9 protein-coding genes are annotated in these 11,900 nt (G+C 66.1%); 1 reads left to right on the top strand and 8 read right to left on the bottom strand.

Annotation, left to right across the window (positions count from 1 at the left end; genetic code table 11):
- The first annotated feature begins 7 nt into the window (after positions 1-7).
- On the top strand, positions 8-1,498 hold the full coding sequence (locus BMZ17_RS05240; protein WP_093136784.1) for a DUF1501 domain-containing protein: 1,491 nt from the start codon (positions 8-10) through the stop codon (positions 1,496-1,498).
- A gap of 106 nt (positions 1,499-1,604) precedes the next feature.
- Here the strand turns inward: BMZ17_RS05240 and pnp are convergent, their stop codons facing one another.
- The 8 genes from pnp to BMZ17_RS05200 form a co-directional block, all read right to left on the bottom strand.
- Positions 1,605-3,713, bottom strand: a complete 2,109-nt coding sequence (gene pnp, locus BMZ17_RS05235; protein WP_093136782.1) for a polyribonucleotide nucleotidyltransferase — start codon at positions 3,711-3,713, stop codon at positions 1,605-1,607.
- Positions 3,714-3,869: 156 nt separating this feature from the next.
- Positions 3,870-4,130, bottom strand: coding sequence for a 30S ribosomal protein S15 (gene rpsO, locus BMZ17_RS05230; protein ID WP_093136780.1), 261 nt, complete (start codon positions 4,128-4,130; stop codon positions 3,870-3,872).
- A 157-nt stretch (positions 4,131-4,287) separates the two neighbouring features.
- Positions 4,288-5,328, bottom strand: coding sequence for a tRNA pseudouridine(55) synthase TruB (truB, locus tag BMZ17_RS05225; protein WP_093136778.1), 1,041 nt, complete (start codon positions 5,326-5,328; stop codon positions 4,288-4,290).
- Positions 5,328-5,702 (bottom strand): 30S ribosome-binding factor RbfA, encoded by a 375-nt coding sequence (rbfA, locus tag BMZ17_RS05220; RefSeq protein WP_093138051.1) that lies wholly within the window; start codon positions 5,700-5,702, stop codon positions 5,328-5,330. Before rbfA ends, truB begins: the two co-directional genes overlap by 1 nt.
- 78 nt (positions 5,703-5,780) lie before the next feature.
- Positions 5,781-8,486: a translation initiation factor IF-2 gene (gene infB / locus BMZ17_RS05215; RefSeq protein WP_175485474.1), complete on the bottom strand. Its 2,706-nt coding sequence runs from the start codon at positions 8,484-8,486 to the stop codon at positions 5,781-5,783.
- A gap of 95 nt (positions 8,487-8,581) precedes the next feature.
- On the bottom strand, positions 8,582-10,093 hold the full coding sequence (gene nusA / locus BMZ17_RS05210) for a transcription termination factor NusA (protein ID WP_093136772.1): 1,512 nt from the start codon (positions 10,091-10,093) through the stop codon (positions 8,582-8,584).
- 49 nt (positions 10,094-10,142) lie between these two features.
- The gene (gene rimP, locus BMZ17_RS05205; protein ID WP_093136770.1) at positions 10,143-10,703 is read right to left on the bottom strand and encodes a ribosome maturation factor RimP; all 561 of its coding nucleotides are present in this window, start codon (positions 10,701-10,703) and stop codon (positions 10,143-10,145) included.
- A 442-nt stretch (positions 10,704-11,145) separates the two neighbouring features.
- Positions 11,146-11,868, bottom strand: a complete 723-nt coding sequence (locus BMZ17_RS05200) for a pirin family protein (protein ID WP_093136768.1) — start codon at positions 11,866-11,868, stop codon at positions 11,146-11,148.
- Between the last annotated feature and the right edge of the window lie 32 nt (positions 11,869-11,900).

Raw genomic sequence — 11,900 nt, 5'->3', positions numbered from 1 at the left:
CACGCCCATGACCCACTTCAAACTCAACCGGCGTGAGTTCATCAAGAGCGCCGCGGCCGGTGCCACGGTTGTCAGCAGTTGCGGCGCGGGCCTGCTTTTCTCCAGCAACGCGCTAGCCGCGGCCAACAGTTATGACACGGTGGTCCAGGTCTTCCTGCGCGGCGCCATGGATGGCCTGAACCTGGTCGTGCCGGTGAGTGGCGTTGACCGCACTCATTACGAAGATGCCCGGCCTAACCTTCAGATCAAGGCCAGCGGCGACTACGCGGCGCTGCCGCTCACGCTCTCCAATGGTTCGGCCACGGGATTTGGCTTGCACCCTTCGGCCACCGGGCTGCGCGATCTGTGGACCAACGGCAACCTGGCGATCGTGCATGCCTGCGGCATGCCGACTACGGTGACGCGCAGTCATTTCGATGCGCAGCGCTATATCGACTCGGGATCGCCAGGAAAGTACGCAGGCACCGGCTGGATGACCCGCGCCTGGAACAGCCAGGCGGTCAGCGCAAGCGTCCCGCTGCTCGGCGTGGCCAGCACGCAGCCCTCTGGCTTGCTCGGCAGCCCGGAGGCGATGGTCATGGCCAGTCCAGGCGATTTCTCGATCAACGCCGGCGCCTATCAATGGCAGACCGTCCGCAGTGGCGCGCCCAGCGGCTTCCAAGGACATAACCAAGTCCTGGAAAAACTCTGGGCCGGCCGCACTGGCCTGGAACGCGATGGCGCCAGTGCCAATGCCTCGCTGGCCCTGATCAATGCCCAGCCGTTCGTCGCATTGCCCGGCACCTGGCCGACCGGCACCTTCGCCAACCAGCTATGGACGGTCGCGCAGTCGATCCGCTTCAACCTGGGCCTGCGCTACGCCACACTGGACCTGGGCGGCTGGGATACCCACGACGGTCAGGGCACAGCCGGCAGCGGCTACCACTACTACCAGAACAAGATCGCAGAGCTCTCAACCGCGCTGTCTGCGTTCTTCGCCGATCTCAATGCCACCGGCAACATGGGCCGGGTGACGGTCGTGGTGCAGTCCGAATTCGGCCGGCGCGTGCGTGCCAACGCCAGCGGCGGAACCGACCATGGCTACGGGAATCCGTTGCTTGTACTGGGTGGCGCGGTCAATGGACGCAGGTTTTATGGCACCTGGCCGGGGCTGGACCCGGTCGCGTTGTCGCCGACCTACGGCGATGTTCCTGCCACCACTGACTACCGGCGTGTGATGTCGGACATCCTGATCCGGCGCATGGGCAATCCCAACCTCAGCGCGGTATTCCCTGGCTACACCGGATACGCGGCGCTGGGCATTGTCCAAGGCACCGACATCACACCCAAGCTCACCGCCTCGGTCGTGCCTGATCAGGCCAGCCAGATGTCGCCTGTAGTTTCAGCACCCGCTTCCAGGACGCCGACCGCAAGAACAGCAATGCAAGATGGCGAAGCGCCTCCAACCAGCAGGCTCCGCGGGCGCATCGACCGAACTCTGATCAGGCGTGGCCTGTAAACCACAAGCCTCTTGCGACGCGAAGCTGCTGTTGCGGAGATCCAGAAAGCAGAAAAGGCGGGCCAATGGCCCGCCTTTTCTGTTGAAGCGATGGTGCGCGGTCCGATTACTCGGCCGACACGCCCTCGCCTTCTTCCACGGCCTTCATGGACAGGCGGATGCGGCCCTGCTTGTCCACTTCCAGCACCTTGACCTTGACCACGTCGCCTTCCTTGAGCTTGTCGGAGACCTTCTCGACGCGCTCGGCGGAAATCTGCGACACGTGGACCAGACCGTCCTTGCCCGGGGCGATGGTGACGAATGCACCAAAGTCCATCAGCTTGGCGACCTTGCCCTCGTAGATGCGGCCCGGCTCGATGTCCGAGGTGATCTGCTCGATGCGGGCCTTGGCGGCCTGGCCGGCAGCGCCGTTCACCGATGCGATGGTGATGGTGCCGTCGTCCTGGATGTCGATCTGGGTGCCGGTTTCCTTGGTGATCGCCTGGATCACCGAACCACCCTTGCCGATCACTTCGCGGATCTTGTCGGGGTGGATCTTGATGGTGATCAGGCGCGGCGCGAAGTCGCTCAGCTCCTGGCGCGGCGCGGTCAGCGCGTGGGCCATTTCGCCGAGGATGTGCAGTCGGCCTGCCTTGGCCTGCGCCAGGGCCTGCTTCATGATTTCTTCGGTGATGCCTTCGATCTTGATGTCCATCTGCAGCGCGGACACGCCGTTGGAAGTACCAGCCACCTTGAAGTCCATGTCGCCCAGGTGATCTTCGTCACCCAGGATGTCCGACAGCACGACAAAGTCCTCGGCTTCCTTGACCAGACCCATGGCGATACCGGCCACCGGCGCCTTGATCGGCACGCCGGCGTCCATCAGCGACAGCGAGCTGCCGCAGACCGAGGCCATCGAGGAGGAGCCGTTCGATTCGGTGATTTCCGACACGACGCGGATGGTGTACGGGAATTCTTCCATCGTCGGCATGACAGCCAGCACGCCGCGCTTGGCCAGACGGCCGTGGCCGATCTCGCGACGCTTCGGGCCCATCATGCGGCCCGCTTCGCCCACCGAGTACGGGGGGAAGTTGTAGTGGAACAGGAAGTGGTCCTTGTGCTCGCCGGAGACGGCGTCGATCACCTGGCCATCGCGGGCGGTGCCCAGCGTGGTCACGACGATCGCTTGGGTCTCACCGCGGGTGAACAGGGCCGAGCCGTGGGTACGCGGCAGGACGCTGACCTTGGAGGAGATCGGACGCACGGTGTCCAGGGCACGGCCGTCGATGCGGACCTTGGTGCTCAGGACCGAACCACGCATGGTCTGGTATTCCAGCTCGCCGAATTCCTTGGACAGCTCGCCCGCGCTCCAGCCTTCGCTCTCGACGCGACCGGCCAGGCCGGCCAGCACGTCGGACTTGATGGCGGCGATGGCGTCGCGGCGCTGCAGCTTGTCGCGCACCTGGAAGGCACCGGCCAGCTGCTCGCCGACGGCTTCCTTCAGGGCCGAGATCAGGGCTTCGTTCTTGGCCGGGGCGGTCCAGTTCCACGACTGGGTGCCGGCTTCGACGACCAGCTCGTTGATGATGTGGATGACCTTCTGCATCTCGCGATGGCCAAACATCACCGCGCCCAGCATCACGTCTTCGGACAGCTCGGCGGCTTCGGATTCGACCATCAGCACGGCGTTGGAAGTACCGGCGACGACCAGCTCCAGCTTGGAATCCTTCAGCTCGGTCACGGTCGGGTTCAGCACGTACTCGCCGTTGATGTAACCGACCTTGGCCGCACCGATCGGGCCGTTGAACGGCGCACCGGTCAGGGCCACGGCAGCGGAGGCACCGATCAGGGCCGGGATGTCACCGTCGATGTCCGGGTTCAGCGACATCACCGTGGCGATGACCTGCACTTCGTTGCGGAACTCTTCCGGGAACAGCGGACGCAGCGGACGGTCGATCAGACGCGAGATCAGCGTCTCCTTCTCCGTGGCGCGGCCTTCGCGCTTGAAGAAGCCACCGGGGATACGGCCACCGGCGTAGAACTTTTCCTGGTAGTCGACCGTCAGCGGGAAGAAGTCCTGACCTTCGCGCGCCTTCTTGGCGGCGACGGCCGTGACCAGCAGGACGGTGTCGTCGAACTTGACGATGACCGCGCCGCCGGCCTGGCGGGCGATTTCGCCGGTTTCCAGGGTGACCTGGTGCTTGCCGTACTGGAAGGTCTTAGTGATTTTTGCCACGTGGGTTTCCTAAGTGTCTCGAACTGGGTGACCCGGTTGCGACCCCTGTCGCGCGCGGGTGGCCGGCGTATGCGGCCGTGTTGCAGTGCGATTTTTCCGATGCCTGGAAAAAAATGAACCGCGGCGCATTTCTGCGCCGCGGTTTGTTGTCTGGTTTTAGCGACGCAGACCCAGCTTTTCGATCAGGGCCTTGTAACGCGGGGCGTCTTTGCCATGCAGGTAGTCGAGCAGGCTACGGCGCTGGTTGACCAGCTGCAGCAGGCCGCGACGGCTGTGGTGATCCTTCTTGTGGGTCTTGAAGTGGCCGGAGAGCTGCTCGATGCGGGCGGTCAGCAGGGCGACCTGGACTTCCGGGGAGCCGGTGTCGTTGGCGCCGCGCTTGTTCTCTTCGATGATCTTCTGGGTGTCGATGGACATGTGTCTTCTCTTGTTGTGATGCGGGACCTGCAGGAACGCGGACTGTCCACCGCGCGCACCGCCTGGTCCGCCGCTTGCGATTGAGGAAAGGGCCTCGTGGGCCAGGTGCCTGAAAAGGCCGGCGCATTGTAGGCGCCGGCACCTTGCGGCACAAGTTTCAGTCGGCCGCCGGCTCGCCGTTGGTCGGCCAGTTGAACAGCCGCTGGGGAGAAAGCACGCCTTCTTTGGACAGTTGGGCCAGGCCGATCACGGTCCCGGCCTCGGTGAACACCGCCACCAGCCCGGCCGGCCCGGGCACGCCCGGCAGGCGCTGGCCCTGGCTGAAACGCGCCGCGCCCTCGGCCGTCAGGTCGATCCGCGGCAAGCCGACCATGCCGGCCTCGATCGGCAGCAGGCAGGCCTGCAGCGCCTGTGGGTCGCGCTGCGCCAGGGCTTCGAGCTGCTCGATGGTCCACATCCGCGGCTCGCGGAACGGATCCACCCACAGCCGGCGCAGCTGGGCCACATGCGCGCCGCAGCCCAGTGCTTCGCCCAGGTCGCGGACCAGGCTGCGCACGTAGGTGCCCGAGCCACATTCCACGTGCAGGCGCAGCAACGGCAGGCCGGCGTCGAGCAGGTCGTCGGCGGCCTGGAGTTCAAAAGTGCGCACGAAGACCTCGCGTTCCTCGATCTCCACCACTTCGCCGCGGCGGGCCTTGGCGTACAGCGGCTCGCCGCCCCGCTTGAGCGCCGAATAGATCGGCGGGCGCTGCTGGATGCGACCGATCAGCGGACGCAGCGCGGCGTCGATCCGATCAATCGGATACGCCTCGACCGGCCGCTCCCGCAGCACCTGGCCTTCGGCATCGTCGGTATCGGTGACCTGGCCCAAGTGGGCCACGGTGTCGTAGGCCTTGCTGGCGCCGAGCAGGTTGCCGGCGATCTTGGTCGCCTCGCCGAAGCAGATCGGCAGCAGGCCGGTGGCCAGCGGATCGAGCGCGCCGGTGTGGCCGCCCTTCTCCGCCCGGAACAGGTGCCGCACACGCTGCAGCGCCTGGTTGGAGCTCATGCCGGTGGGCTTGTCCAGCAGCAGGATGCCGTCGACACGACAGAACTTGGTGCGCGGGCGTTGCGGCCGGCCGTTGCGGCCGGCAGGCGCCGAACCGCCACGTCCGGCACCGTCGGCGTCCGGGGTCGCGGCGGAATCGGTGGGCACCATCAGTCTTGTTCGGACTCGGGAAGCGGCGGCAGCGGGTTTTCGCGCAGCAGGGTTTCGATGCGCTCGCCCTTGTCGACCGAGTCGTCGTAATGGAAATGCAGTTCGGGCACGTGGCGCATCTTCACCGCACGGCCGAGGGCGTAGCGGATCTGCGGGGCCAGTTCCTTGAGCGCCTTGACTGCCTCGCGCGAGCGCTCGGGCATCAGGGCGGTGACGAAGACCTTGGCGTGGGCCAGGTCGCGGGTGACTTCGACGTCGGACACGCTGACCGACGGCAGGCCGTGCTCGCGCACGGTCTCGTGCACGATCGTGCCCAGTTCGCGGCGGAGCTGGGCCGAGACGCGGTCGCTGCGATGGAAGGATTTGGTTGCCATGACTTCAAGCATGCGGCAACGACGCGGGCGGGACGGCGACGCTCCTCACGGAAACGTCGCCGCTACGCCCTGGCGCCGTTACAGCGTGCGCTGCACCTCGATACGCTCGAAGCACTCGATCTGGTCGCCGGCCTTCACATCGTTGTAGGCCTTCACGCCGATACCGCACTCGGTGCCGTTGCGCACTTCGTCCACGTTTTCCTTGAAGCGGCGCAGCGATTCCAGCTCGCCCTCGAACACCACGACGCTGTCGCGGAGCACGCGGATCGGCTTGGAACGCTTGACGCTGCCCTCGATGACCATACAGCCGGCCACCGCACCGAACTTGGAGCTGCGGAACACGTCGCGAACCTGGGCGATACCGATGATCTCTTCGCGGATTTCCACGCCGAGCAGACCGGAGGCCACCTGCTTCACTTGGTCGATCACGTCATAGATGATCGAGAAGTAACGCATGTCCACGCCGTTGGCTTCGACCAGGCGACGGGCCGAGGCGTCGGCACGCACGTTGAAGCCGATGATCGTGGCCTTGGAGGCCATGGCCGAGTTGGCATCGGATTCGGTGATGCCACCGACGCCGGCGCTGAGGATGTTGATGCGGATGTCGGCGTTGGACAGCGCGACCAGCGAGTGGCGCAGTGCTTCCACCGAACCCTGCACGTCGGCCTTGATGATCAGGTTCAGGCTGAGCTGGCCGTCGCCCTTGCCCAGCTGGGCCATGATGTCTTCCATGCGGCTGCCGGCCGAGGCCACCATGCGCGATTCACGGCGCTTGGCGTCACGCTGCTGGGCCACGTCCTTGGCCAGGCGCTCGTCCTCGACCACGACGAAGTCATCGCCCGCATCCGGCACGCCGGACAGGCCCAGGACCTGCACCGGGATGGACGGACCGGCGGCGTTGGGCTGGCTGCCGGTTTCGTCGAACAACGCACGCACGCGGCCGTACTGCACGCCGCAGACCAGGTAGTCGCCCTTCTTCAGCAGGCCCTGCTGGACCAGCACGGTGGCGACCGGGCCACGACCCTTGTCCAGCGAGGACTCGATGACGGTACCGCTGGCGCGGCCATCGGGCACGGCGCGCAGTTCCAGCACTTCGGCCTGCAGCGAGATGGCGTCCAGCAGGTTGTCGATGCCCTGGCCGGTCTTGGCCGACAGCTCGATGAACTGCGTGTCGCCACCGAACTCTTCGGCGACCACGTCGTGGGCCAGCAGTTCGTTCTTGACCCGCAGCGGGTCGGCCGCGGACTTGTCGATCTTGTTGACCGCCACGATCAGCGGCACGCCGGCCGCCTTGGCCTGCTGCACCGATTCGATCGTCTGCGGCATGACGCCGTCGTCGGCCGCCACCACCAGCACCACGATGTCGGTCAGCTTGGCGCCGCGCGCACGCATGGCGGTGAACGCCGCATGGCCCGGGGTATCCAGGAAGCTGATGACGCCACGGTCGGTTTCGACGTGGTAGGCACCGATGTGCTGGGTGATGCCACCGGCTTCGCCGGTGGCGACCTTGGTGCGGCGGATGTAATCCAGCAGCGAGGTCTTGCCGTGGTCGACGTGACCCATGATGGTGACCACCGGCGGACGCGAGGCGGTTTCGCCCTGCACGTCTTCCACGTGGGCCAACAGTGCGTCTTCGGCGTCGTCGCTGCCGGCGCGTACGACCGTGTGGCCGAGCTCTTCGGTAATCAGCGCGGCGGTGTCGTGGTCGATGGTCTGGGTGATGGTGGCCATCACGCCCATCTTGAACAGCGCCTTGACCACGTCGCCGCCCTTCAGTGCCAGCTTCTGGGCCAGGTCACCGACGGTGATGGCCTCGCCGATCGCCACTTCGCGCACCACCGGTGCGGTCGGGCGTTCGAACTGGTGGCTGCCCGAGCCGCCACGGCTCTGCTCCATCTGGCGACGGGGCTTGGGCTTGCCACGGGCGGCACCGCGACGGGCGCGGTCGGCGGCCGACAGGTGCAGCTGGCCAGCGAAACGCTGGGTGCTGTCGTCGTCCTCGACGCCGGCGACCATCGCATGCGAACCGCGGGTCTTGTGCTTGGCGGCGGTGCTGGTGCCGCGATCCGGTTCCTTGCGGGCCGGGGCCGGCGCGCTGCGCGGGGCATGCGATGCACCGGGCTTGGCGGCCACGCGGATGGAACCGCCGGTGCCCGGCGCCGGCGCGATGCTTTCGTCGATCGGCTTGCGCACGGCCGGAGCGGCGGGCGCTTCGGGCTCGGCTTCGGCTTCAGGCTCGGCTTCAGCACGGGCGTCAGCTTCAGCCTGGGCGATGGCCGCCGCGGCTTCCTGCTTCTTGCGCTCGTTTTCTTCGGCGCGGGCACGGTCCATCTCGGCCAGGCGCGCCTGTTCGGCCAGGTTGCGCTGGCGCGATTCTTCCAGCTTGCGCAGGATCTCGGCGCGCTCGTCGCCGGGGGCGGCGGCGCTGCCGGCACGGCGGGCCTCGTTGGCCTGGGCTTCGGTCGGCTTGACGTAGGTGCGCTTCTGGCGCACTTCGACCGCCACGGTCGCATTGCTGCGGCCAGGACCGGACTTGACCGTCACTTCCTGCACCTTGCGGCGGGCCAGGGTGATCTTCTTGGAAGCTTCGCTTTCCTCGCCCTCACCCTCGGCCTTGCCGTGGGTGCGACGCAGGAAGCCGAGCAGCTTCATCTTCTCGGTGCTGGACACTTCCTGGTCGGGGCCACTGAACTTCATGCCGGCCTCGGCCAGCTGTTCGATCAGTTTATCGACTGGAGTGTTGACCAGTTCGGCGAGCTTGCGGATGGTGGTTTGCTGCGACATTCGGATCCTATGATCTGGTTGGCGCTCCTTCGCCCAGAGCAAAGGAAACGCGAATTCTAAGCCCTGACGCCATCAGGGCGATGGTCATGGCTGGCTCATTCGCCGCGCTCCAGTCGGGCGATCTCCTCGGCACGTGCGGCCAGGATCAAAGCGGCGGCACGTTCTTCGTCCAGTCCTTCGATACCGAACTCGGCCACTTCGTCAGCGGCCAGGTCGGACAGGTCCTCGCTGGTCTTGACGCCGTGCGAGGCCAGCAGGTGCGCGGTGGCCTCGTCCATGCCGGCCAGGGCCAGCAGGTCGTCGGACGGGCCGTCGCCGGCCGCGCTCTCTTCCTCGGCCAGGGCCGCGTTGAGCAGCGCGTCGCGGGCACGGGCACGCAGTTCTTCGACGATGTCTTCGTCGAAGCCTTCCACCGCCAGCAGCTCGCCCACGGGGACGTAGGCGATTTCCTCGACGGTGTTGAAGCCTTCGGACACCAGGATGGCGGCGATTTCCTCGTCCACTTCCAGCTTGTCGATGAACAACTGGCGGGCAACGGACTGCTCGGCTTCGGACTTGGCCGAGACCTGGTCCTGGGTCATCACGTTCAGCTGCCAACCGGTCAGGCGGCTGGCCAGGCGCACGTTCTGGCCGCCCTTGCCGATCGCCTGGGCCAGGCGGTCTTCGGCCACGGCCAGGTCCATCGAGTGGCGATCTTCGTCGACGATGATCGACTGGACTTCAGCCGGCGCCATCGCGTTGATCACGAAGTTGGCGGGGTTGTCGTTCCACAGGACGATGTCCACGCGCTCGCCGTTGAGCTCGTTGCTCACCGCCTGCACGCGCGAACCGCGCATGCCGATGCACGCGCCGATCGGATCGGTGCGGGTGTCATGGGCCAGCACGGCGATCTTGGCGCGGTCGCCCGGGTCGCGCGCGCAGGCCTTGATCTCGACCAGGCCCTGGCCCACTTCCGGCACTTCCAGCTTGAACAGCTCCATCATGAATTCCGGCGCGGCGCGGCTGATGAACAGCTGCGGGCCACGCGGCTCGGAACGCACGTCAAACAGGTAACCACGGACGCGGTCGCCGGCGCGCAGCACGTCGCGCGGGATGCCCTTGTCCTTGGAGATGAACGCCTCGGCGTTACCGCCCAGGTCCACGTAGATGTTGCCGCGCTCGGCGCGCTTGACGATGCCGGTGACCAGCTCGCCCACGCGATCCTTCCACGCATCCACGACCTGGGCACGCTCGGCTTCGCGCACGCGCTGGACGATGACCTGCTTGGCGGCCTGGGCGGCGATGCGGCCGAAATCGGGGTTTTCGATCTGCTCTTCGATGTACTCGCCGACTTCGGCGCCTTCGACTTCGTCGACCGCGTCCATCAGGCGGATCTGGCGATCCGGCGATTCCATGACCACGTCGTCGGCCACCACTTCCCAGCGGCGGTAGGTCAGGTAGGTGCCATCCTTGTGGTCGATGGTCACGCGCGCCAGCACATCCTGCTCGGGATAACGCTTCTTGGCGGCAGAGGCCAACGCGGCCTCGATGGCGTCGAAGATCACTTCGCGCGGGACGCCTTTTTCATTGGCGACCGCGTCCACCACCAGCAACAGTTCCTTACTCATCTTTCACTCCGCGCGCGGCCGTGTGGGCCGTCGTTGGGTTGGGTTGATATCAGTGAAGTTTCTTGGGCGGGGCAGGCTTTTTCTTGGGCTTGCCGGCGCCAATGTTCTTTTTCGGCTGGGGCGCCATGCCCAGCGCGACCCAGTCGGGCATCAGCCTGGCCTTGTCCAGGTTGTCGGCCGAAAAGGTCATCTCCTGCTTGTCGAACGCAATGGTGATGCGATCGGCTTCGACCGAAACGATCCGGCCCTGCACGCGACGACGTCCGTCCTGCGGCAGCTTCAGCACGACCTTGGCTTCCTCGCCGATGAAGCGGGCGAACTGGTCGGCACTGAACAGCGGGCGATCCACGCCGGGCGAGGAGACTTCTAGCGTGTAGTTGTCGCTAATCGGGTCTTCGACATCCAGCTGGGCCGAGACCTCGCGGCTCACGGCTTCGCAGTCCTCGATGTTGACCACGCGGGTTTCGCGCTCGGCCTCGATGACGTCGATGTACAGGCGCAGGGTCGCGTTGCCCGACGCCGGCAAATATTCGATGCCCAACAGTTCCAGGCCCAGGGCCTGGATGGTGGGCTGCAGCAGCGCTGCGATCTCGGTTGCCTTGTCGCTCACGTGGCGGGTGCTCGTCCTGTATTTGCTTCAGAAACGGAAAAGGGCCCAGAGGGCCCTTGTCCGATGACGCTGGATGCAGAGGCTGCCAAGGTGGCGCTTCTGCGAGCCCAGGCTTCTGGTCAGCGGAATCTTCGGGGTTCGAAGCGTCCAGCAACAACCTGAAACGTTGGTTGCGAAGGCAGGAGCCGGGGCTTGTCCCGTCGGGACCGCACGCGTTGCCTGCACCGCAGCGGGGCATCATAGAGATGCAGGCCCGCCCACGCAACCAAGCAACGTTCAGAAATCCTGCCGAAGCGCCGACGCGAGTGCGCGAACTTTCCCAAACAGCCGCCCTCGCCTGCCTTGATCAATGGGGACGGCAACGCCCGATTTCAAACCGCCACGCGGGGCCGCCGGCTGACCGGCGACCCCGCGTGCAGCGCGATTCGAATGCCCGCGCGCGTCACTGCATGCCCGGCAGCTCGAACGGGCGCAGGTCGAACAGGAGCACCTCGCTGTCCTGGCCGTTGGCGAAGGTCAGCGCCTGCGCCTCGCGCACCCGCACGCCGTCACCTTCACGCAGCCGCTTGCCGTTGAGCTCCACTTCGCCACGGGCGATGTGCACATACGCGTAGCGATCGGCCGGCAGGTCGAACGTCGCGGCCTCATCGCCGTCGAACAGGCCTGCGTAGACCCGCACGTCCTGGCGCACCTGCAGCGATTCGGCCGCGCCATCGGGCGAAATGATCAGGCGCAGCTGGCCGCGCTTGTCCGCTTCGGTGAAATGATGCTGCTGGTAGCGCGGCGGCGCGTTGCGCTCGCTGGGCACGATCCAGATCTGCAGGAAGTGCACCGACTCGTCCTGCGAGCCGTTGAACTCGCTGTGCGACACGCCGCTGCCGGCGCTCATCATCTGCACGTCGCCCGGGCGGATCACCGAACCGGTGCCCATCGAATCCTTATGCGCCAGCTGGCCTTCCAGCACGTAGGAGAAGATCTCCATGTCACGGTGCGGATGGGTGCCGAAGCCTTCGCCGGCATCAACGCGGTCGTCGTTGATCACGCGCAGGTCGGAGAAGCCGATCTGGTTCGGGTTGAAATAGCTGCCGAACGAGAACGTGTGGCGGGACTTGAGCCAGCCGTGGTTGGCGACGCCGCGCGTGTTGGCCTGGGTGATATCGAACATGTGCGTTCTCCTTGCGATGCCGGGAGGCCCCG

The sequence above is a fragment of the Pseudoxanthomonas sp. GM95 genome (assembly GCF_900109775.1).
In the GTDB taxonomy this organism is placed as follows: domain Bacteria; phylum Pseudomonadota; class Gammaproteobacteria; order Xanthomonadales; family Xanthomonadaceae; genus Pseudoxanthomonas_A.
The sequence above is the reverse complement of the archived record's forward strand: the minus strand, read 5'-3'. Positions and strand labels throughout refer to the sequence as shown.

Excerpts from the sequence above, each read along its gene's own strand:
- BMZ17_RS05240 (WP_093136784.1), top strand. The coding sequence starts at position 8 with ATGACCCACTTCAAACTCAACCGGCGTGAGTTCATCAAGAGCGCCGCG.
- truB (WP_093136778.1), bottom strand. The coding sequence starts at position 5,328 with ATGGTGCCCACCGATTCCGCCGCGACCCCGGACGCCGACGGTGCCGGA.
- nusA (WP_093136772.1), bottom strand. The coding sequence starts at position 10,093 with ATGAGTAAGGAACTGTTGCTGGTGGTGGACGCGGTCGCCAATGAAAAA.
- rpsO (WP_093136780.1), bottom strand. The coding sequence starts at position 4,130 with ATGTCCATCGACACCCAGAAGATCATCGAAGAGAACAAGCGCGGCGCC.
- infB (WP_175485474.1), bottom strand. The coding sequence starts at position 8,486 with ATGTCGCAGCAAACCACCATCCGCAAGCTCGCCGAACTGGTCAACACT.
- rbfA (WP_093138051.1), bottom strand. The coding sequence starts at position 5,702 with ATGGCAACCAAATCCTTCCATCGCAGCGACCGCGTCTCGGCCCAGCTC.
- BMZ17_RS05200 (WP_093136768.1), bottom strand. The coding sequence starts at position 11,868 with ATGTTCGATATCACCCAGGCCAACACGCGCGGCGTCGCCAACCACGGC.